The sequence below is a fragment of the Paraburkholderia sp. BR10872 genome (assembly GCF_040965835.1).
Taxonomy (GTDB): Bacteria; Pseudomonadota; Gammaproteobacteria; order Burkholderiales; family Burkholderiaceae; genus Paraburkholderia; species Paraburkholderia nodosa_A.
In genome coordinates, this window is sequence record NZ_JBFRCN010000027.1 from 62,600 (window position 1) to 85,014 (window position 22,415).

15 protein-coding genes are annotated in these 22,415 nt (G+C 66.4%); 6 read left to right on the top strand and 9 right to left on the bottom strand.

Going from position 1 to position 22,415, the window contains the following annotated elements; genetic code table 11:
* Nucleotides 1-22: 22 nt before the first annotated feature.
* On the bottom strand, nucleotides 23-1,261 hold the full coding sequence (bamC, locus tag AB4Y43_RS21350; RefSeq protein ID WP_069268172.1) for an outer membrane protein assembly factor BamC: 1,239 nt from the start codon (nucleotides 1,259-1,261) through the stop codon (nucleotides 23-25).
* Between the two features lie 386 nt (nucleotides 1,262-1,647).
* Here bamC and AB4Y43_RS21355 point away from each other — a divergent pair, with 386 nt between their 5' ends.
* Nucleotides 1,648-2,121: a DUF2844 domain-containing protein gene (locus AB4Y43_RS21355; RefSeq protein ID WP_342945928.1), complete on the top strand. Its 474-nt coding sequence runs from the start codon at nucleotides 1,648-1,650 to the stop codon at nucleotides 2,119-2,121.
* A gap of 179 nt (nucleotides 2,122-2,300) precedes the next feature.
* Nucleotides 2,301-3,398: a DUF3443 domain-containing protein gene (locus AB4Y43_RS21360; RefSeq protein WP_368728732.1), complete on the top strand. Its 1,098-nt coding sequence runs from the start codon at nucleotides 2,301-2,303 to the stop codon at nucleotides 3,396-3,398.
* A 131-nt stretch (nucleotides 3,399-3,529) separates the two neighbouring features.
* On the opposite strand, the gene AB4Y43_RS21365 is transcribed toward AB4Y43_RS21360, so the two are convergent.
* On the bottom strand, nucleotides 3,530-4,117 hold the full coding sequence (locus AB4Y43_RS21365) for a hypothetical protein (RefSeq protein ID WP_342945930.1): 588 nt from the start codon (nucleotides 4,115-4,117) through the stop codon (nucleotides 3,530-3,532).
* Nucleotides 4,118-4,237: 120 nt separating this feature from the next.
* Between AB4Y43_RS21365 and AB4Y43_RS21370 the strand changes: the two genes are divergently transcribed.
* Together AB4Y43_RS21370 and AB4Y43_RS21375 are read left to right on the top strand one after the other, a co-directional pair.
* The gene (locus tag AB4Y43_RS21370) at nucleotides 4,238-5,989 is read left to right on the top strand and encodes a VRR-NUC domain-containing protein (protein ID WP_368728722.1); all 1,752 of its coding nucleotides are present in this window, start codon (nucleotides 4,238-4,240) and stop codon (nucleotides 5,987-5,989) included.
* Nucleotides 5,986-8,277: an ATP-dependent DNA helicase gene (locus AB4Y43_RS21375; RefSeq protein ID WP_342945932.1), complete on the top strand. Its 2,292-nt coding sequence runs from the start codon at nucleotides 5,986-5,988 to the stop codon at nucleotides 8,275-8,277. Before AB4Y43_RS21370 ends, AB4Y43_RS21375 begins: the two co-directional genes overlap by 4 nt.
* A gap of 72 nt (nucleotides 8,278-8,349) precedes the next feature.
* On the opposite strand, the gene AB4Y43_RS21380 is transcribed toward AB4Y43_RS21375, so the two are convergent.
* From AB4Y43_RS21380 to xylA, 6 genes are all read right to left on the bottom strand, one after another.
* On the bottom strand, nucleotides 8,350-11,202 hold the full coding sequence (locus tag AB4Y43_RS21380; RefSeq protein WP_368728723.1) for an AAA family ATPase: 2,853 nt from the start codon (nucleotides 11,200-11,202) through the stop codon (nucleotides 8,350-8,352).
* 487 nt (nucleotides 11,203-11,689) lie between these two features.
* Entirely contained in the window at nucleotides 11,690-12,889 is a 1,200-nt protein-coding gene (locus AB4Y43_RS21385) for a sugar ABC transporter permease (protein ID WP_342945934.1), read from the bottom strand.
* Entirely contained in the window at nucleotides 12,886-14,439 is a 1,554-nt protein-coding gene (gene xylG / locus AB4Y43_RS21390; protein ID WP_368617728.1) for a D-xylose ABC transporter ATP-binding protein, read from the bottom strand. The genes AB4Y43_RS21385 and xylG overlap by 4 nt, the downstream gene beginning before the upstream one ends.
* Before the next feature lie 93 nt (nucleotides 14,440-14,532).
* Nucleotides 14,533-15,561, bottom strand: a complete 1,029-nt coding sequence (gene xylF, locus AB4Y43_RS21395; RefSeq protein WP_069268207.1) for a D-xylose ABC transporter substrate-binding protein — start codon at nucleotides 15,559-15,561, stop codon at nucleotides 14,533-14,535.
* A gap of 195 nt (nucleotides 15,562-15,756) precedes the next feature.
* Nucleotides 15,757-17,247, bottom strand: coding sequence for a xylulokinase (xylB, locus tag AB4Y43_RS21400; protein WP_368728724.1), 1,491 nt, complete (start codon nucleotides 17,245-17,247; stop codon nucleotides 15,757-15,759).
* A 102-nt stretch (nucleotides 17,248-17,349) separates the two neighbouring features.
* Entirely contained in the window at nucleotides 17,350-18,672 is a 1,323-nt protein-coding gene (gene xylA / locus AB4Y43_RS21405; RefSeq protein ID WP_368728725.1) for a xylose isomerase, read from the bottom strand.
* A gap of 310 nt (nucleotides 18,673-18,982) precedes the next feature.
* Between xylA and AB4Y43_RS21410 the strand changes: the two genes are divergently transcribed.
* Together AB4Y43_RS21410 and AB4Y43_RS21415 are read left to right on the top strand one after the other, a co-directional pair.
* Complete coding sequence (locus tag AB4Y43_RS21410) at nucleotides 18,983-20,194, top strand: XylR family transcriptional regulator (protein ID WP_368617731.1); 1,212 nt, start codon at nucleotides 18,983-18,985, stop codon at nucleotides 20,192-20,194.
* Nucleotides 20,195-20,252: 58 nt separating this feature from the next.
* On the top strand, nucleotides 20,253-21,353 hold the full coding sequence (locus tag AB4Y43_RS21415) for an aldose epimerase family protein (RefSeq protein ID WP_069268181.1): 1,101 nt from the start codon (nucleotides 20,253-20,255) through the stop codon (nucleotides 21,351-21,353).
* 16 nt (nucleotides 21,354-21,369) lie between these two features.
* Here the strand turns inward: AB4Y43_RS21415 and AB4Y43_RS21420 are convergent, their stop codons facing one another.
* Nucleotides 21,370-22,230: a 3-hydroxybutyryl-CoA dehydrogenase gene (locus tag AB4Y43_RS21420; RefSeq protein WP_368617733.1), complete on the bottom strand. Its 861-nt coding sequence runs from the start codon at nucleotides 22,228-22,230 to the stop codon at nucleotides 21,370-21,372.
* Nucleotides 22,231-22,415: the final 185 nt, after the last annotated feature.

The following is a 22,415-nucleotide window of genomic DNA, read 5'->3' on the forward strand; positions in this document are numbered from 1 at the left end:
GGCTCGAGCGTGCGCGCAATGCTTAGTGCAGTTCGTCGACCACGAGGCTCATGATCTCCTGCGCCGGACGCGACGAGTCGATCTGGCCGCTGTCGTCCACGATCGCGACGCGCGTCTGGTTGTCCGTCACGGCGCGTACGTTGAGCTTGTACTGCTTCGCGGTCTTTTCCTTGCGGCCGTGGAAGATCTGGTTCCAGAAGCCCTGCTCGTCCGAGCTGTGGTCCTTCGGATCGACATAGCGCACGTAGTAGATGCCCTTCGTGCGGTCGCGATCGTCCACCGTGAAGTTGGCGCGGTCGAGCGCGATGCCCACGCGCACCCATGCGCGGTCGTACGGCTCACCGAGCGTGAGCTCCGACGAGGTGTACTGACCCGACGTGCCCTGCGCGTTCGACGAGCCGCTGCCCGATTGCTGCCCCACGGCCGCGACGTTCTGCGCGGCCATGGCGGCCGCAGCGGCGTCCGGAGCCTTCGACTTCGCGTCGGTGCCCTTGCTGTTGGCCTTGGCGTCGGCTTCGGCCGCGACCTGCGCGTCGGGCACGCCCGGCTTCGCGTTCGCGAGCGTCATCATGAGGCGCTTGAGGTACTCGGCTTCGAGCGCGGGATCGTTGGGCTTCGGCACCCACTTGCTGGTGTCGTTGTTGGTGCCCGAGAGCTGTTCGCTCAGACCCTTCTGGCTGATGAACACATAGGTGCCGCCGCTGGGCGACGTTTCGAGGCGCGTGCGGTACTTGTTGCGCTCGGCGGTCACGTACGAGTTGCCCGTGGCCCACGAGAGCGTGTTGCGGATGAGGCCGTCGCTGATCTTCGGATGGGTTTCGTTCCAGTCCGTTTCCATCACGCCCTTGTCGCGCTGGTCGACCACGAGCAGGAAGCCCTGTTCCTGCCAGAAGCGGCGCACTTGCGCCCAGACCTGCTCGGGCGTGCGGCTGTCGATGACGAGCCAGCTTTCCGTGCCGTCACGCTGGATATGCATGCCCGGCACCTGCGGGACCACCTGGGCCTCGTCGGACTGCGGCGCGGCGGCCTGGGTCTGCTTGAGCGAGGACAGCGAGGTTTCGCCGCCCTGCGGCGCGAGCGAGCGCTGGTCGGACGCTTCGTCGAGCATGTTCGGCGGCACAGCGAGCGAGGACTGCTTCGCCTTGGCGTCACTACGGTAATCGATCTTGCCTGGCGTCGGCGAGCTGCAGCCGGCGACCAGCCCGCCCGCCATCAGAAGCGCGAGCGCGCGTGCGGCAAGACGTTGATGAAAATCACTCATGTTCGGGTAATCCCTTCGGCTACGCCACGGCCAGTTTCCGTGGATCAACCAAACATTTTACCGGTCCGGCGGCCCGCTGTGCAAAAACCACGGGGTGGCACGCAATCCAGGCCCGATATCCGCAGCGGCGACGCGCGCCGAACCGCGGTCGCGGCACTCCAGACCGACCGCGCCTTAACATTCATCCACATTCGATCCGGCGCGGCGAACCTACTGAAAAGCCGCCAATTTCCTTTTGGATCAACGCATTAACTCCTCCCCACGCGCAAACGCTGCTTTGCGCTGTGCCGCCCTCCCGGCCTGGGACGCTCGCAAGAACGACCCTGGTGCTAATTTCATCTCGAAATCTCAAAAAAGATTCGTAAATAGCAGGACCGGAGAGCGTCATGAAAACTTGCAGCCTCACCCAGGCGGGCCGCGCCGCAGCCTTCGCCTGCGCGCTCAATTGCCTCGGCTTCGCCGCCGCGCCGGCCCGGGCCGCGCTCGGCGACACCGCGACCGTACCGGCCGGCGCCGCCCAACGCAGCATCGGTGGCGGCGCCGGCCGCGTCGTCAGCTACGTCGACGACAACGGCACGACCATCAACGCCTATGTGGGCAGCGCGGCCGGGACGGTCTTCGCGTACACGTGGCAGGGGCCGGCTCAGCCCAACGTGGGGGCGCTACTGGGCCGTTACGCAGCCGACTGGCGCAGCGCCGCCGCGGCGCTTCACGCCACCGGCCGCAACGGCCTGCACGCTGCGCGCGTGGACGGCGCTCAGGTCGTGGTCGAGACGGCCGGCCACATGCGCGCCTACGTGGGACGCGCGTGGCTGCCCGCCGCACTTCCCGCTGGCGTGAGCGTCGGGGATCTCCAATGAAGGCCCGCTCCCGGCGCCTCGCCCTCGTCGCCCCCCTCGCGCTCTTCTCGCTTTGCGCCGCGCTCACCGCGTGCGGTGGCGGCGATGCCGGAACCGCGTCCGCGAGCACAGGCGCCGCGGAACCCGCCAGCGCCTAAACTCCCTCGAGCGCGCCGTCGACCGCCGGCACGAGCCGCACGATTCCGCAATCGACCACGCCCAATGTCGTGGCCGTCACGGTGGGCCCGACGCCCACCTCGACGCACAACATGCTGATGACGAGCGTCACGGTCTGCGTGCCGGGCACCGCGGACTGCACGAGCGTCGACAACGTCCAGGTCGATACCGGCTCCCAAGGCCTGCGCCTGCTCGCTTCGGCGCTGCCGGCAGGCTTCTCGCTGCCCCCCGTGCCAGCCGGTGCGGGGGCCGACATCGCCGGCGAATGCGCCGTGTTCGGCACGGGCTACACGTGGGGCACGGTGCGCAGCGCCGACGTGAAGCTCGCGGGCGAGACTGCCGCTTCGCTGCCGATCCAGTTGATCGCCGACCCGGCCGTGCCCGCGTCAGCGCCGGACGGCTGCGCCGGCAGCGGCCTCGCGATGAACAGCGCCGCCACGCTGCGCTCGAACGGCATTCTCGGAGTCGGGCCGTTCAGCGCCGATTGCGGCGTGTCCTGCGTCAGGGCGGCAGCCACGCCGTGGTACTACGCCTGCCGCGCGAGCGGCTGCACGGCGAGCGCGCAACCGCTTGCGCAACAGGTCAGCAACCCGGTGGCGGGCTTTGCCACCGACAACAACGGCGTGATCATCGACCTGCCGCCCCTGGCCGACAGCGGCGCGTCCGGGGTGAGGGGGTCGATGATCTTCGGCATCGGCACGCAGGCGAACAACGCGCTCGGCAGCGCGACGGTGCTGCGCGCGAACTCGGGCACCGGCTATGTGAAGACGACGACATCGGACGGCACGGTCTACTCGCTGAGCTACCTCGACACGGGCTCGAACGCGCTGTACTTCAACAGCCCGACGATGACGCGCTGCGGGTTCTGGTATTGCCCGAGTTCGCCGGTCAGCCTCGGTGCGACGATAGCCGGCATCGACGGTGTGGGCGCTTCCGTGACCTTCGCGGTCGCAAGCTCGACGACGCTGCTCGCCACCGGCAACTGGGCCTTCAGCAATCTCGCTGGCTACAACGGTCGCGCGTTCGGCTGGGGACTGCCGTTCTTCTTCGGGCGCCGCGTGTTCACGGCGATCGCCTTGCAGGACACGCCTGCAGGCAGCGGACCATTCTTCGCGTTTTGAGCGCGCCGGCGATCACCCAAGCCTTGTCAGCCACAAACGACGAAGGCCTCATGCGAGGCCTTCATGAGCGCAGAATGCGCCAACGACGGGTGCTGCCGTAGCAACGCCACGGCGAGCAGCGTGCGTTCGTTTTAATCGTTCGAGGCGTTCGGGTCGGGCGTGGTCTTCGCGAGCTTAGGCGGCGCGAGCCAGCGGAACGTCGCGAGGCCCGACTCGTTGAAGGTGCACTCCGCGGCCGCCGGTGTGCCGACGGCCTTCTTGATACCAAGCTTTGCGACCAGCGCGGCGACCGGCGTGGTCGGCTTGCCCTCTGGCGTGCCGCCTTGGGCGACCGGAGCGGTGGGAACCGAAATCGTGCCGGGCAGCGCCGCCGCCTGCACCATCGGCGCCGTGACCGTGGGCGCCTCGTTGGCGCCCTGCGCCGTGGTGGACGCCGCCGCCGATGCGGCCGATGCGGCCGACGCCGCCGACGCCGACGGCGCCGAGGCGACCACGGCGGCCGAAGCCGCGCCGTTCTCGAGCTGCCCTTCGACCACCACACGGGCGCCACGATACGTCGTCGCGCTATGCGTGACCTTAAGGTCGCCGAGCGTCGCCTCGGCAAGGCGGCTACGCATCGCCTCTTCGCAGGCGCTGGTGTTGCGGTACTGCGCCGCGCATCCCGCGAGCAGGGTGACGGCGGCCGCGAGGCCGGCGAAGCATGCGTTACGTGTGTTCATCGCTCATCCGATTTTCAGGCTGCGGCAATTGTAGCGTACGGGGCGGGGAATCCCTGACGGCGCTCGCGCCCACCTGCGACCCTGCTATCATCGCTGCTGTATATCCGTACAGTGCCACGCGTGCTTCCCGACTCTCCCGATCCGTTCTATTACCTCGCGAACTTCGAGCGTGCGCTAGCGTGGCTCGACGCGCGCTGCGCCGACCTGTTCGACGACGCCGAGCGCCGCTTCGCCGACGAATTCGTGCAGGTGCCGCAAGCATCTCGCGCGCTCTTCGTGCGCATGCTGATGCGTAAGGGTCCCTATTTTCGCGCCAGCCGGCTCGCGTACGACGAGATCGGCTGCCCGCGCGCGGCTGCGGCACCGCTCGTCGCGGCGGGTTGGCTCGACGACGCGCCCGCACTCGATCTCGGCGCGCTCGCCGCGCTCGTGACGAAAGCCGAACTGCAAGCGCTCGCCGAGCGTCTTGGCATCGCGCTCGAAGCTCGCGCCACGCGCGCGGCAACGCTCGAGGCGCTCGATGCACACTATGCCGCCGCGCCCGAACCGCGCGACTGGCGTGCGTGGTTCCCGGCCTCGTCCGACACTGTGCTTTTGTTCGCGAGCGCCCCGCTCTGCGAGCGCCTGCGCCTGATGTTCTTCGGCAACCTGCATCAGGACTGGTCGGAGTTCGTGCTCGCCGACCTCGGCGTCTTTCGCTACGAAAGCGTGCCCTTCGATCACGCCTCGCGTGCGTTCCAGCGACGCGAGGACATCGACGCGTATCTGGCGCTGCGCGATTGCCGCGACGGACTCGAGAGCGCCGCCGACACCCAGGACTTCGACGCTGCCGGCGCCATCACCGCAACACTCGCAGCACTCGACGCGCTGGCCCCGCGCACGCAAGCGAACGCCTGGCTGCGCGCTCGCCACGACAAGCTGCGTCACGCCGCGGGGCTCGCCGCCGAGCGCGCGGGCGAACCCGAACTCGCGTGGCGCGCTTATCTCGACTGCGCTCACCCTGAATCGCGTTACCGCCGCGTGCGTGTGCTCGAACAACTGAACCGACGCGAGGAAGCGCTGGCGCTCGCGCAGACCATTGCCGATGCGCCCGCGAACGAAGAGGAAGCGCAGCGCGCGGCGCGCACGCTCGGGCGTCTCGCGCGCACCCGGGCGAAGTCGAAGACGAGCGCCGGGCCGGGGTTCGCGCAGCTCGAACTCGCGCTGCCCGCGGCGCCTGGCCCACTGCGCGTCGAGGAAGCCACGCGCATCGAGCTCGCCACGCCGCAAGCGCCCGTGTTCTATGTCGAGAACACGCTGATCAACGCGCTCTTCGGCCTGCTCTGCTGGCCCGCGCTGTTCGCGCCGATGCCAGGCGCGTTCTTCCACCCGTTCCAGCGCGGCCCCGCCGACCTGCACGCCGCCGACTTCGTCGCACGACGTGCTTCGCAGTTCGAAACATGTCTCGCCGAACTCGAAACGCTCGCCTACCGCGAGTCGATTGTGCGCCGCTATGCGGAAAAATCCGGCATCCAGTCACCGTTCGTCGCGTGGCCCGCATTGAGTGACGAACTGCTCACGCTCGCCCTCGACTGCTTCCCCGCCGCTCATCTGCGCCTGTGGTTCGAGCGACTGCTGCGCGAACCCGTCGCGAACCGCTCGGGTCTGCCCGATCTCGTGCGCTTCTGGCCGCACGAGCGGCGCTACGAACTGATCGAGGTGAAAGGCCCCGGCGACCGCTTGCAGGACAACCAGCGCCGTTGGCTGGCCTATTGCGTGCAGCACGGCATGCCGGTTTCCGTATTGCAGGTGCGTTGGCCCAACCTGCACGACGAAGCCGAAGAAGCAGAAGAAGCCGTCGAAAACGCCGCCCAGGCGCTGCCCGCGCCATGAGCTACACGGTGGCCGTGCGCACGCTGTGCGAGTTCACCGCGAAGCGCGGCGACCTCGACTTGCGCTTCACGCCCTCGCCCGACGCAAGCGACGGCCGCGCCGGCCACGCCGCCATCGCCGCGCGGCGCCCGCCCGGCTACGAGACCGAGATCGCGCTTTCCGGCACGTTCGAATCGCTGAGCGTGCGCGGCCGCGCCGACGGCTACGATCCCGCGCGCCGCAGGCTCGAAGAATTCAAGACCTATCGAGGCGACCTCGATGCGATGCGCGAGAATCAGCGCGCGCTGCACTGGGCGCAGTTGCGCGTCTACGGCGCACTTCTCTGCGAAAAACTCGGCCTCGATGGGCTCGAACTCGCTTTGGTCTACTACGACATCGGTTCGGGGCGCGAGACGGCGCTCGTCGAGCATGCGAGCGCGCGGGAATTGCGCACCGCGTTCGAAACTCAATGTCGTCGCTTCGTTGCATGGGCCGAGCAGGAAAGCGCCCACCGCGCCGCACGCGATACCGCGCTTGCCACACTGTGCCTGCCGCATCCGCAGTTTCGACACGGCCAGCGCGATCTTGCCGAAGCCGTCTGGCGCGCGGCGACGCAGGGACGCTGTCTGCTCGCGCAGGCGCCCACCGGCATCGGCAAGACCATCGGCACGCTCTTTCCGCAGTTGAAGGCGTGCCCGCGCGCGGCAATCGACAAGGTCGTATTTCTGAGCGCGAAAAGCTCTGGGCGTCAGTTGGCACTCGACGCGCTCGCTACGCTGACAAGCGCGCAAGACGAAGCAAGCGCCGAAGCGCATCGAACGCCCGTGCCCCTGCGCGTGCTCGAACTCGTCGCGCGCGAAAAGTCTTGCGAGCATCCCGAAGCGGCATGTCATGGCGAATCGTGCCCGCTTGCGCGCGGCTTTTACGACCGTCTGCCGGCCGCGCGCGCGGCGGCGCTCGAGCGCGTGCGGCTCGACCGCGCGGCACTGCGCGATGTCGCCAGCGAGCATGCCGTCTGCCCCTACTACCTTGGCCAGGAGCTGGCGCGCTGGAGCGACGTGATCGTCGGCGACTACAACTACTGGTTCGACGCGAGCGCCATGCTCTTTATGCTCGCCGCGCACAATCAGTGGCGCGCGAGCGTGCTCGTGGACGAAGCCCACAACCTCCCCGAGCGCGCCCGCGCGATGTATTCGGCGGAACTCGTGCAAACGCGCATCGACGCCGTGCGCCGCGCCGCGAGCGCACCGCTCAAGCGCGCGCTCGCGCGCCTGCAGAAGCACTGGAACGCGCAGAACGCCGTGTTGCCCGGCGCCTGGCGCGCGAGCGACACCTTGCCCGAAGGCCTCGTCGCTGCGCTTGGCGACGTGATCGGGGCGATCGGCGACCAGCTCGCCGAACCCGCGGTCGTGCGCGATCCCGAACTCGAGCGCTTCTATTTCGACGCCCTGCACTTCACGCGCATTGCCGAACGCTTCGATACGCATTCACTCTTCGACGTCACGCCATTGGCGCATCAGAACGCGCGCCGCCCGCGTTCCACGATCGCCATCCGCAACATCGTGCCGGCGGATGCCTTGCGCCCGCGCATCGCCACGGCACACAGCATCACGTTCTTCTCGGCGACGCTCTCGCCCACGCATTACTACAGCGACATGCTCGGGCTGCCCGCCAACACGGTGAGCGTCGACATCGACACGCCATTTCGCGCCGAGCAGCTCGACGTCCACATCGCCCGCCATATCTCGACGCGCTATAAGGACCGCGGACGTTCGCTCGAAGCGCTGGTCGGGCGCGTGGCCGCGCAATTTGTCGAACGCCCCGGCAACTATCTGTGCTTTTTCAGCAGCTACGACTATCTGCAGCAAGCCGCCGATGCGTTTGCGGCGCGCCATCCGGAGGTGGAAGTCTGGCTCCAGTCGCGCACCATGGACGAAGCGGATCAGCAGGCCTTCGTCGCGCGCTTCGTGGAAGGCGGCTGCGGCATCGGTTTCGCGGTGCTGGGCGGCGCGTTCGGCGAGGGCATCGATCTGCCGGGCACACGTCTCATCGGCACGTTCATCGCGACGCTCGGCATGCCGCAGGTGAACGCCGTGAACGAGGCGATGCGCGCACGCATGGATACGCTCTACGGCGACGGCTTCGACTACACCTACCTGATTCCGGGCCTGCGCAAGGTCGTGCAGGCCGCCGGGCGCGTGATCCGCACCGAGCAGGATCGCGGCGTCGTACACCTGCTGGACGACCGCTTCGCACAGCCCGGCGTGCGCGCGCTGCTGCCCACGTGGTGGCGTATCGCCACGAGTTAATCTGGATTCCAGATCAATCGTAACGTAAAAAACTGGCGCACGTTTCGGTGCGCCAGCCGTTGCTCCACTCAATCAAACAGGCTTCGCCTTGCCCCCGCCCTTGCCGCTCTTCTTCGGAGGCGGCGGCGGTGGATCGCCTTCCATGTCGTCGGCGGCCATCTCGCTCGCGATTTCGTCGACAGGCGGTGCCGCCGTTTTCTTGGCCTTCTTCGCCGGCTTGCTCTCCTTCACGTCGGGTGGCACAGCGATCTTGCTGATCGTGACTTGATCGTTCGTCTTGTCGTAGCCGATCTCGACGGTATCGCCCGACTGCAGCGCGTCACCGAGTATCTCTTTGGCAAGGCGCGTTTCCACTTCCTGGCGAATCTGCCGCTTGAGTTCGCGCGCACCGAACTCCGGCTGATAGCCGGCCTCCACGAGATGATCGACGAGCGTCTGACCCATCAAGAGCGTGATGCCCTGCGCGGACGCCGTGCGCGTCACGCGCTCGAGCTGGATCTGCACGATCGCGCGGATGTTCTCGCGCGAGAGCGCATGAAACACGATGATCTCATCGATGCGATTGAGGAACTCGGGCCGGAAGTGCCCCTTGAGCACCTTCATGAGTTCGGCACGGATCGTCTTGTCGTCGAGCCGCGACTTCTCCGGGCGCTCGAGGTTGTCCATGATGATCGACGCGCCCAGGTTGCTCGTGGCGATCAGGATCGTGTTGCTGAAGTCGACTACGCGACCTTTGCCGTCCGTTAAACGCCCGTCGTCGAACACCTGCAGCAGCACGTTGTAGACGTCCGCGTGCGCCTTCTCGATCTCGTCGAGCAGAATCACGCTGTACGGGCGGCGCCGCACGCGCTCGGTAAGCTGGCCACCCTCGTCGTAGCCCACGTAGCCCGGCGGCGCGCCGATGAGCCGCGCCACTGCATGACGCTCCATGTACTCGCTCATGTCGATGCGGATGATCGCCTGCTCGTCGCCGAACACGGTTTCCGCCAGCGCCTTCGCAAGCTCGGTCTTGCCTACGCCGGTCGGCCCGAGGAACAGGAAGGTCGCGATCGGCCGGTTCGACTGACCGAGTCCGGCGCGCGAAAGACGTACGGCGTCGCTTACGGCGACCACGGCATCTTCCTGGCCTACCACGCGTTCGCGCAGCGTCTCTTCCATCTTGAGCAGCTTCTGGCGCTCTTCCTGGGTGAGATCCGCGACCGGAATGCCAGTGAGCCGCGACACGACCTCGGCAATCGACGCCACCGTGACTTCGAGCGTTTCCGAACCCGTCTTGCGCTGCCACGCCTCGGTCAGCTCTTCGAGCTTTGCCTGCTTCTCGTTGATGCGCTCCTCGAAACCCTTAGCCTCGTCGAAGCGCTTGCGCGAAGCCGCGTAGTCCTGCTCGCGTTTGAGTTGCGCGATCTCCGCTTCGAGTTCCTGCATCTCGGCGGGACGCGACGTCGAACCGATGCGCACGCGCGCGGCTGCCTGGTCGATGAGATCGATCGCCTTGTCCGGCAAGAAGCGTGACGTGATGTAGCGATCCGACAATTCGGCCGCGGCCACGAAGGCGTCGTCGGCGAAGGTCACCTGATGGTGGGCTTCGAGCTTGTCGCGCAAACCGCGCAGGATCACGATGGTTTGCTCGACCGTGGGCTCCGGCACGAGCACGGGCTGAAAGCGCCGTTCGAGTGCCGCGTCTTTCTCGATGTACTTTTGATACTCGTTCAGCGTCGTGGCACCAATGAGGCTCAACTCGCCGCGCGCCAGCGCGGGCTTCAGCACGTTGGCAATATCGAGTCCGCCTTCGCCGCCGCCCTGCCCCGCGCCAACGATCGTGTGCAGTTCGTCGATGAAGAGGATCAACTCGTCGTGTTTCGCGGTCACTTCGTCGATCAGCTGCTTCGCGCGCTCCTCGAACTCGCCGCGGTACTTCGCGCCCGCGACCATCGAATTGATGTTCACCTCCACGAGCCGCTTGCCGCGCAGCACCTCCGGCACGTCGCCATTGACGATGCGCTGTGCGAGCCCTTCCACGATGGCGGTCTTGCCCACGCCCGGTTCGCCGATCAGCACCGGGTTGTTCTTCTTGCGCCGCGCGAGCACTTCGATCGTGCTCTCGATTTCCTGCGCGCGGCCCAGCACCGGATCGAGCTTGCCTTGCCGTGCCATGGCTGTCAGGTCCCGGCCGAACTTGTCGAGCGTGGGCGTGCCCGTAGGCGCATCGACGCGGCCGTCTTCCGCGCCCTTGCCCACGACCTTCACGACCTTCTGGCGCAGCGCCTCGGGCGTCACGCCGTACTTCTTGAGCAGCGCGCCCGCAATGCTGTCGGGCACCGCGGCGAGTCCGATCAGCAGATGCTCGGGGCCGACGTACGAGTGACCGAGATCGCGCGAGGCCTGAAACGCGAACTGAAACGCTTTTTTCAGGCGCGGCGAAATCGTCATCTTGTCGATGGGCGCATCGGGCGAAGCCGTGCCCTTTTGCGCGTGCTGATCGATATAGCCTTTGATGTCCTGCGGCGAGAGCTTCAACTCCTTCAGGAGTGCGGCGCAAACATCGGTGTCCGCCAGGACGTACAGCAGGTGTTCCGTGTCGAGTTCATTGCGCTGCAGTTCATGGGCTTTTTCCGCGGCGCGTTGCAGGATTTCGAGCGTCTGCTCGCTGAAGGCATCGGTCGCGTCCACGGATTCACGCGGCACCTCGGCGGCGAGGTCGTGCCCCTCGTCGTCGTGCTCGTCCTCGCCGCCTTGTCCACCGAAAAAGCGTGACAGGCCACTGCCGCCCAGCAGCGAATCGAACGGGTTGAGCATGCTTTGGTGACGCATCAGTTGGCGGTAGTCGTAGTCGCAGATCGACATGGACTTGCGCTGCCCGTTTTGCACGACAGTCACGCGCGCGACTGCAGGCCGGGAGTTACAAATTTCGCAAAGAGTGGGCATGGTCGGCTTGTCTCCGGAGGTTCGGAATCGCGCCGCCGAAGTTGGCAAAACGCTGGCACAACCTCGCGGCATGATTCGGTGCAACGCGAGCGCTCATGCAGCGGTTGCACCAGCAAAGCGACAAATCGGCGAGCACGCGCTGGAACACGACGACGCGGTGCTGTGGCTGACGATGACCTTGCGGACGGCATGAATCGCACGTATCGCGTGCGCATGCCGCCCTGCACAGGTGCGAACGATTGTGGCAGGAAACGGTCGCCGGCGCGTCGAACATGCGCCGCTCGGTGCGAGATGCTCGAGCGGCCACAGCAAAGAAAAAGGGCGGGACATGAGTCCCGCCCTGAGAGCGCGCTCGGCGCGCGCGAGGAGAGCAACTGCGCGTGGCAGTCATCCGCAAAAATTACGCCGCGGTGTCACGCGCGATGCAAGAACACGGTCATGATTTTCATGGCGTCAGCAGGTTTGCAATCGTGCGCGCCACGCTTTCTCAGCGGCGGTTCGAGCCCGACACCACGTCGATCCACACGGCAAGCACGAGAATGCCGCCCTTCACAATCATCTGCCAATACGCGTCCACGTCGAGCATCGACATGCCGTTGTCGAGGCTCGCCATCACGAGTGCGCCGATCAGCGCGCCATACACGGTGCCGGAACCGCCGCGCATCGACGTGCCGCCGATAAAGCAGGCCGCGATCGCGTCGAGTTCGCCCATCGTGCCCGCCGAGGGCGAACCCGCCGCGAGACGCGCCGTATTGACGATACCCGCGAAGGCACACATGAGACCCATGAGCGCGAAAATGACAAGCTTCACGCGGTTCGTGTTCACGCCCGAAAGGCGCGTGGCTTCGAGGTTCGAGCCCACCGCGTAGATACGCCGGCCGAACACGGTTTGCGTGGCGATCCATGTGAAGATACCGAGCAGCGCGAGCAGCAGCAGCACGGGCACCGGAATGCCGCCATAGCTGTCGAGCATCAGCACGAAGGCAAGCAGGATCGCACCCGCCCCGACGATCTTCACGCCGTCTTGCCAGAGTGGCACGACGCTCAGCTGATAGCGCCTGCGGTTCCCACGCTGGCGCACCGTGAGCACGGCGAGCAGCACGAAGAGCGCGAGCGCCAGCACGTCGCCCGCCACGCGCGGCAAGTAGCCCTGGCCGAGAAACACGAAGTGATCGGACACCGGCGCGATGGTCGAGCCGCCCGTGATGCCGAGCAGCACGCCGCGAAACGCGAGCATGCCGCCGAGACCCACGATGAACGACGGCACGCGGCGGTACGTCGACCACCAGCCGTTGAAGAGTCCGACGAGCACGCCAAGCACGAGCACCGCCGGCACGGTCACGCCGATCGGCCAGCCGCGATTCACATCGAGAATCGCCGCGACGCCGCCGAGCAGGCCGAGCAGCGAGCCGACCGATAGATCGATCTCGCCCGCGATGATGACGAACACCATGCCGCACGCGAGCATGCCGGTAATCGACATCTGCCGCAGCAGGTTAGACACGTTGCGCGGCGTGACGAACGCGCCGTGCGTGAGCAGCGAAAAGAACAGCCAGATCACCGCTACTGCGAGCAGCAGCGCGAGGATCTTGTAGCGGGCGAAGAGTTGCTGGAAACGCATGGCGAAGCCATTACCGCCTTGCGGCAGGTCTTCGCGTGCGCTCTGGGTCGTGACGTCGGGGGTCATACTGCACTCGCTGTATCGGGTTGGGCGCGCACGCTCTGGATCGCTGCGCCGAGAATGTCTTCCTGCGTGAGGTCGTCATTGACGAAGTCGCCGCGCAACTCGCCCTCGCCGATCACGAGCACGCGGTCGCTGATGCCCAGCACTTCGGGCAATTCGGACGACACCATCACGATCGCCACGCCGCGTTTGGCCAACTGGAAGATCAGCTTGTAGATCTCGTACTTCGCGCCGACGTCCACGCCGCGCGTCGGCTCGTCGAGGATCAGCACCTTCGGGTCGGTGAGCAGCATCTTGGTGAGCACCGCCTTCTGCTGATTGCCGCCCGAGAGGCTCGCAATCGACAGCATGGGGTTCGCCGCGCGCACCGAAAGGCGCTGCATCTCCGTGCGGATCGTATCGAGTTCGGCGGCCGTGTCGATGCGGCCGTGCCTCGAAAAGCGCTGCAGCACCGAGAGCGTGATGTTGTGGCCCACGCCCAGTTGCGGCACGATGCCGTGACGCTTGCGGTCCTCAGGCACCATGGCGATGCCCGCGTTGATCGCGTCGAGCGGCGAACGGATTTTCAGCGGCTTGCCATCGAGCAAGACCGTCGCGGTGCATGCGCCCGCATACGCACCGAAGATCGCCTGCATGGTTTCCGTGCGGCCCGCGCCGACGAGTCCGGCCACGCCGAGGATTTCGCCGCGACGCACCGAGAACGAGACGTCGTCCACGCGCTTGCGGCGCGGATTCGTCACGTCGTAGCAGGTCACGTTGCGGGCCTCGAACACGACCTCGCCGATGTCATGCGCCTCGCGCGGAAAGAGATTGCGGATCTCACGCCCCACCATCTGCGCGATGATCCGATCGGTCGTGAGCGTCGCCATCGGCTCGGTGGCCACGTGCCGGCCGTCGCGAATCACGCTCACCGTGTCGCACACGGCTTCGACCTCGTCGAGCTTGTGCGAGATGTAGACGCACGCCACGCCGCGGCGCTTCAGGTCGCGCACGATGTCGAGCAGGATCTTCGTTTCCGCCGCCGTGAGCGAAGACGACGGCTCGTCGAGAATCAGCAGCTTCGCGCGCTTGTTCAGCGCCTTCGCGATCTCGATGAGCTGTTGATGGCCGCCGCCATAGTTCATCACCGGCTGCGCCACGTTGATGGCGTCGATGTTCAGCTCGCGCAGCAATTCGTCGGCGCGCTGGTACATCGCCGCGTAATTCATGCGCCCGCCCGGAAGCGTGATTTCGTTGCCGAGAAAGATGTTCTCGGCCACCGACAGCTCGGGCACGAGCATCAGTTCCTGGTGGATGATGACGATGCCCGCGCGTTCGGTGTCGCGCACACTTTGCGCTTCGAGCGGCGCGCCTTCCCAACGGATCTCGCCGCTCCAGGTGCCGTGCGGGTACACGCCCGAGAGCACTTTCATGAGCGTGGATTTGCCGGCGCCGTTCTCGCCGCACAGCCCCACGCATTCGCCGGGCCGCACGGTGAGGTCGATGCCGTCGAGCGCTTTCACGCCCGCAAAGGACTTGACGATGCCGCGCATCGTCAGCAAGGGTTCGGTCATACGCTGGTTACTCGCTGCGATGGCCCGCGCGCGACGCAGTGGCCACATTCGTGGCCACACTCGTGGAGCGCACGGGCCGTCAGGCCATAAGCGTTACTGGCTTGCCAGTTGCGCCTGCGTATAGAAGCCGTCCTTCACGACGACGTCCACGTTGCTCTTCGTGAGCAGCGTCGGCTGCAGCAGCACCGTATCGACCTTCTTCTTGCCGTTGTCGTACTGCGCGTTGTACGCCGGCTTCTGGCCCTTCGCCAGATCGACGGCGAGCTTCGCGGCTTCGCCCGCGATGAGCTTGAGCGGCTTGTAGACCGTCATGGTCTGCGTGCCCGCCACCACCCGCTTGACCGCTGCGAGGTCCGCGTCCTGGCCCGACACGGGCACCTTGCCCGCGAGATGCTGCGCGGCGAGCGCCTGGATCGCGCCGCCTGCCGTGCCGTCGTTCGAGGCGACGACTGCGTCGATCTTGTTGTTGTTCGCGGTGAGCGCGTCTTCCATGATGCGCAGCGCCGTCGACGCGCTCCACTCCGGCACCCACTGCTGGCCGACCAGCTTGATGTCGCCACGGTCGATGGCCGGCTTGAGGACCTTCAGCTGTCCTTCACGCAGCATCTTCGCATTGTTGTCGGTCGGCGCGCCGCCCAGCAGGAAGTAGTTGCCCTTCGGCTGTGCATCGTAGACGCCCTTCGCCTGGAGCTCGCCCACCTTCTCGTTGTCGAACGAGATGTACGCGTCGATGTCGGCGTCGAGGATCAGGCGGTCATACGAAACGACCTTGATGCCCGCCTTCTTCGCTTCGGCAACGACATTGGTGAGCGCCTTCGAGTTGAACGGCACGATCACGATCACATCCACGCCGCGCGAGATGAGGTTTTCGATCTGCGAGACCTGACGCTCTTCGCTCGCGTCCGCCGACTGCACCGACACCTTCGCGCCCATCTTTTCCGCGGCGGCGACGAAGTAGTCGCGGTCGCGCGACCAGCGCTCGACACGCAAGTCGTCGATGCAGAAGCCGATCTCGGGGTGATCCTTGCTCGCGTGCGCGAGCGGTGCAGCAAGCGACAGGCTCGCGAGCACGGCCCCGCATACGAGCGAACTCAGAACCGAACGACGTTTGGCGAAATTCATGTCTCCATACTCCTCTTGATGCCGGTGCGCAGGCGCGCGCGAACGCGTCGCCGCCGCGGCGATGGTTATCAGGGTGCTGCCGATGTAAATGCGGAACACACGCGAAACAGCACAGCGTGCGGTATAACCGTAGGACGACTAATCAGCTGCACGACTACACTGGCCGTGCAGTTTTTCCTTCGCCGGCGCCGCTAGTCAGGCGCCGGTGGCGAAAACCGGTTCGAGCGCGCGATACAGCGCGCTAAAGGTTGGACGGCGCGCCTCGCGATACCAGGCGTGGCGTGCGGCGTCAGGTTCGCGAATCGCCAGCACGGGCGGCTGCGGGCACACTTCGTCGAGCGGCGCGCCCGGTTCGAGCGCGAGATGCGCGAGGCGCGCGGCGCCAAGGGCCGGCCCCACCTCGCCGCCTGCGCGCAACGTGAGCGCGCGGCCGCTGATATCGGCGAGCATCTGCGTCCACCAGGCGCTGCGCGAGCCGCCGCCAATTACCGTGATCGTGTCCGGCACGAGCCCCGCCGCATGCAACGCATCCATGCCGTCGAGCAGCGCGAAGCCCACGCCTTCCAGCGTTGCGTTCGCCAGATCGGCGCGCGAGGTCTGCGGGGTCATACCGTAGAACACGCCCTTCGCGTTGACGTTGTTGTGCGGCGTGCGCTCGCCGCTCAGATACGGCAGGAACCATGGCCGGCGCGCGTCGCGCTCGGCGTTCGAGTTTGCCTCGGCGTCGGCGAGCAACGCGGCGACGCTTTCGTAACTCGTCAGTTGCGCCGTGAAGTCGAGGCAGCTGGCCGCGTTGAGCATCACCGACATCAGGTGCCACGTATGCGGCAACGCATGGCAGAAGCTGTGCACCGCGGAATCGGGATTGGCGAGAAAACCGTCCGAAACTGCGAAATAGACACCGGAAGTGCCGAGCGAAAGCATCGCGTCGCCGGGCCGCACGATGCCCACGCCCACGGCGCCCGCCGCGTTATCGCCGCCACCCGCCACGACCGGAATTTCGCGCAGGCCGAATTGGCGCGCGAGTTCGGGCCGTAGCGTGCCGGTCACCCGGTTGCCTTCGAATACCTCCGGCATTTGGGCGCGCGTGAGGTCGCAGGCCGAGAGCAGCGTGTCGCTATAGTCGCGCTTCGCAATATCGAGCCACAGCGTGCCGGCGGCATCGGAGGGATCGGTGGCGAACACGCCCGTGAGCAGCCAGCGCAAATAGTCCTTCGGCAACAGCACGTGCGCGATGCGCGCGAAGATCTCCGGCTCGTGCTTGCGCACCCACAACAGCTTCGGCGCCGTGAAGCCCGGCATCGCGAGATTGCCCGCGATGGCGTGCAACTGCGGTACGGCGCGCTCCAGCTCGAGACATTCGGTATCCGAACGACCGTCGTTCCACAGTATGGCGGGACGCAGTACCTCGCCCTGCGCGTCGAGCAGCGTCGCGCCGTGCATCTGGCCGGTCAGGCCGAGCGCCTCGATGCGTGCGGGGTCGAAGCCGCGCCCGCGCGCCTCGTCGATGAGTGCGCGCAACGCGCTCTGCGTGGCGAGCCACCAGTCTTGCGGCGCCTGTTCGGACCAGCGCGGCTGCGGCCGGCTCACGGTGAGCGGCGCGCTCGCGCTGCCGAGCACATCGCCCGCGCGATCGAGCAGCACGGCCTTCACGCCCGACGTGCCGAGGTCGATACCGATGAACATGTCTCCGTCCTGATTTTTTGCGTCAGTTTGCCTTCAATCGCAAACGGCGCAATTGCGAATTTGACGGCGCGCGCTAATGATTTTTCGCGCGCCGTGGCACGGCTAGCGCTGGCCGTAGATGGCCTGGTTCACGACATTCTCGAGCCGCTCCTGCTGGCCACTCGCGTGCCGCGGATTCATGCCGTGCGAGAGTGCGTCGGCGGCGAGCGACGAGAGCGAATAGCCGCCGGCGAGAATCTTGCGGCCGAACTCGCTGTCCCAGCCCGCGTAGCGCTGGCTGCGGAACTGCTCGAGCCGGTCGTTTTCCACGAGCGCCGCACCGCGCTCGAGCGCCAGCGCGAGCACGTCGATCGCACCCACGTGACCATAGAACATGTCTTCCGGATCGCTGCTCGCGCGGCGCACCTTCGCGTCGAAGTTCATGCCGCCCGTGGTAAAGCCGCCGTGGCGCAGGATCTCGTAGAACGCGAGCGTCAGTTCTTCGACGCTGTTCGGGAACTGGTCCGTATCCCAGCCGTTTTGCGGATCGCCGCGGTTCGCGTCGACGCTGCCGAACACACCCAGCGCGAACGCGGTGGCGATTTCGTGATGGAACGAGTGGCCTGCGAGCGTCGCGTGATTGGCCTCGATATTCACGCGGATTTCGTTTTGCAGACCGTATTGCGTGAGGAAGCCGTGCACCGTCGCAACGTCGTAGTCGTACTGGTGCTTGGTCGGCTCCTGCGGCTTCGGCTCGATCAGCAGCGTGCCGGTGAAGCCGGTGCGGTGCTTGTGCTCGACCACCATCGAAAGGAAGCGTGCGAACTGCTCGCGCTCGCGCTTGAGGTCGGTATTGAGCAGCGTGTCATAGCCTTCGCGGCCACCCCACAGGACGTAGTTCTCGCCGCCCAGCTTGCGCGTCGCGTCGAGCGCATGACATACCTGCGTGGCCGCGTAGGCGAAGACTTCGGGGTTGGGGTTGGTCGCGGCGCCGCCGGCGTAGCGCGGATTCGAAAACAGGTTGGCGGTGCCCCAGAGCAGTTTCACACCGCTCGCCTGCTGGCGCTCGCCGAGGTAGTCGACCATGCGCTTGAAGTTTTCCGTGTAGTCCTTCAGGTCCTTGCCTTCCGGAGCGACGTCGGTGTCGTGGAACGTGTAATAAGGCGTGCCTAGCTTCGAGAAAAACTCGAACGCCGCGTCGGCCTTCTGGTGCGCGCGTTCCATGGCGTCGCCGGGCTGCTGCCACGGGCGGTGAAACGCGCCCTGCCCGAAGATATCGTTGCCGGGCCAGACGAACGAATGCCAGTAGCACACGGCAATGCGCAGATGCTCCTCGAGCGTCTTGCCGAGCACCTTTTTGCTACGGTCGTAGTGATGGTACGCAAGCGGATTGTCCGACTGCGGGCCTTCGTATCGAATGGCGGGAATATGTTCGAAATACGACATGATGTCTCCAATGTTGTTGCAGCGCAGCGGCGCAGCGTGCATCCCTCTGTGTGACGCCATACTGCCCGCGACGCGCAAAGCGCGGCAATTGCGAAATTGCGTGAGACCTCTAACGTTTCCTGCCGACGGCCGCGACCGGTGCGCCCGCGAACCCGAATGTGGGCCTAAAATAACCGGACGCTTAAAATGACGCGCCGCAGGCGCCAGAGACATCGTAGCGCGGTGCACCTTGGCGCGCACCGCGCCCGAACTGGAGACATGGCGGTTTTCCGCCGGCGATCCGCGCCGGGCGAACAACCGCCGACCCGACATGACCCGTGCCCCCGCTTCCCAGACACCCCACCGGATCGCGCTGCTGTTCAACGCGAATAAGGTGTACGACCGCGAGATCATTGCGGGGATTGGCCACTATCTGCGCTCCACGCGCGTCGCATGGGATCTCTTTCTCGAGGAAGACTTCCGCTGTCGCCTCGCGGGCATCGAACGCTTCGACGGGGACGGCATCATCGCCGACTTCGACGACCCCGACGTGGCCGACGCCCTGCGCGGCTGCCCGCTGCCGGTGGTCGCCGTGGGCTCGTCATTCGAAGACGCCGCCCAGTACCCGGCCGAAGTGCCCTATATCGCGACCGACAACCGCAAACTGGTCTCGCTGGCCTGGACGCATCTGATCGGTGCGGGCCTGCCGAACCTCGCGATGTACAGCCTGCCCGTCGCGCAGGAAAACCGCTGGGCGCAGGAGCGCGAACTGGCGTTCCAGGCGCTCGCCCGCGAAGAGGGCGTACAGGCGCCGATCTACCGCGGCCAGGCCACCAGCGCCAGCGCCTGGAACCAGGCCATCGAGCAGTTGAGCGTCTGGCTGCACAGCCTGCCCAAGCCCGTGGGCGTGATCGCCGTGACCGACGCACGGGCGCGGCATTTGCTCCAGGCGTGTCTGATTCACGGCATTGCCGTGCCCGAGCAGGTGGCGATCATCGGCATCGACAACGATCCGCTCACCCGCACGCTCACGCGCATTCCGCTCTCGTCGGTCATCCAGGGCACGGAGGAAATGGGCAAGACCGCCGCGCACTTGCTGCACCAGATGCTGCGCGGTGCACGTTTTCCGGGCCAACGCATTCTGGTGCCGCCCGTCGGCATCAACGTGCTCGAATCGACCCGCCACGAGCCGCTGTCGAGCCCGCATGTCATGCGTGCGCGCCACTTCATCCGCCAGTACGCCTGCCAGGGCATCAAGACCGAGCAGGTGGCCGACTATGTCGGCGTATCGCGCTCGTCGCTGGAAGACTATTTCCGGCGTGAACTGCAATGCACGGTCCACCAGGAAATCCTGCGCCACAAGCTCGACGCCGCCAAGGCGATGCTCGCGAGCCGCGACGCCTCGAGCGCGGAGGTGGCGATCCGCTGCGGATTCACGTCGCTGCAGTACATGTATGCCGTATTCCGGCGCGAACTGGGATGCACGCCGCGCGAATATCAGGACAGTGTCGCGAACGCTTCGGGCCCACGCCTGTCCACTTGATGAAGCGGCTTCGGCCATCCCGGACAAACACGCTTTCTTCATACGTTCCCTTCACCTCATGAACACTCTTGCTGCCCATCTGACTTCCGAACCGTGGGGCGCCCTGCCCGGCGGCGACGCCGTGCGGCTCTACACGCTGCGCAACGCGCAGGGCATGAAGGTGACAGTCAGCGACCTCGGCGCCACGCTCGTTTCATGGCTCGCGCCCGATCGCGCCGGCCGCCTCGCGGATATCCTGCTCGGCCACGACACGCCAGCGGACTATCTCGCCGCCACCACGTACATGGGCGGTCTGGTGGGACGCTGGGCCAACCGCATCGCCGGTGCGCATTTCACGCTGGACGGCATCGACTATCCGCTCGATCGCAACGAGAACGGCAATCTGCTGCACGGCGGCGCGAACGGCTTTCATCGGCAGATGTGGCAGGTGGAAGAGGATCGGGGCTCGCTGGTGCTGCGACTCGACTCACCCGAAGGCGACGGCGGCTTTCCGGGCAACGTGAGCGTGCAGGTGCGCTACACGCTCGACGACGACGGCACGCTGACGCTCGAATACGAGGGCGTGACCGATGCGCCTACGCCGCTCAATCTCACGAGCCACGGCTATTTCAACCTCTCCGGCGAGGCGAGCCCGGACATTCGCGGCCACGTGCTGACGATCGACGCGGACGCCTTCCTCGAAGTCGACCCGCAGTTGATTCCCGCGCGCATCGCCGACGTCTCGGGCAGCGCCTTCGACTTCCGCCATGGCGCGCCGCTCGGCGCGCGGCTCGACTGGCCGAACGCCCAGCTCGAGCGCGCACGCGGTTTCGACCACTGCTACGTGCTGCGCGCACCCGAGAGCACGGCAGGCACGCTGCACGCCGCGCCGGGGCGATGGCCGGTGCGGCCGGTCGCGCGCGTCTACGAGCCGGGCAGCGGACGCGAGCTTGCCGTCTCGACCGACCAGCGCGGCCTGCAGCTTTATACGGGGAATTATCTGGAGGGACAGCCGGGACGCCGGGGCGCGACGTGTGCGCGCTATGCGGGGCTGTGCCTCGAAGCGGGCGGCTTCCCGAACCAGATCAACATGGAAGCGCCCGCCTGTGACGAAGTGGTGCTGCAGCCCGGCAAGACCTATCGGCAGGTCACGCAATACCGCGTAAGCGTGCTCGCCTGAAGCCGGGCGCCAGGCCTTACGACACCTTGTCGTACTGATACACGCCGCGGCCGGTCTTGCGGCCGAGCTGGCCCGCCGCGACCATCTCGCGCAGCAGTGGGCACGCACGATACTTCGAGTCGCCGAAGTCCTTCAGAAACACGTCCATCACCGAAAGACACACGTCGAGGCCGATCAGGTCCGCCAGCGCGAGCGGGCCGATCGGATGATTGGCGCCGAGCTTCATGCCGGCGTCGATTTCCTCGGCGCTCGCAATGCCATCCGCGAGCACGAAGAACGCTTCGTTGATCATCGGCACGAGAATGCGGTTCACCACGAAGCCCGGCGCGTTTTTCACGGCGATCGGCGTCTTCTCGAGGCGCAGCGCCATTTCGCGCACCGACTCGGCGACCTCCGGGCGCGTCTGCAGGCCGCGGATCACCTCGACGAGCGGCATCATCGGCACCGGGTTGAAGAAGTGCATGCCGATGAAGCGCGACGGGTCGGCGAGCGTGGTCGCGAGGGCCGTGATCGAGATTGACGAGGTGTTCGACGCAACGATCGCGTCGGGGCGGGCCGCGGCTTCGATCTGCTTGAGAATGCGCGTCTTGAGCTCGGCGTTCTCGGTCGCCGCCTCGATCACGAGATCGACGCTCGCGAGGCGCTGATAGTCGGTGGTCGTTTCGATGCGTGCGAGCGCGGCGTCGCGCGCGCCGGCTTCGAGCTTGCCCTTCGAGACGAGCCGCTCGAGGCTATGGGTGAGCGTGGCGACGCCCTTGGCGAGCGCCGCATCGGTGACGTCGATCATCACCGCCTTGAGCCCCGCCACGGCCACGGCCTGGGCGATGCCGTTGCCCATCGTGCCTGCGCCCACGATCCCTACCGATTCGATTGCCATGCCTCGTCCTCACTCCTTGTCTGCGACTCCGGCGTGTCGCTATGGAAAATGCCGGTCGTGCGGCGCAATGCGTGGTGCACCGCACCAATACCCACAGTGTAACGGGTTGCGGGAATCGACTGGCGCCCGCGTGACGGGGAGGACCTGCGGCGAAGCGCCTGCGCGGCGGCGTGAAGACCCTGCCG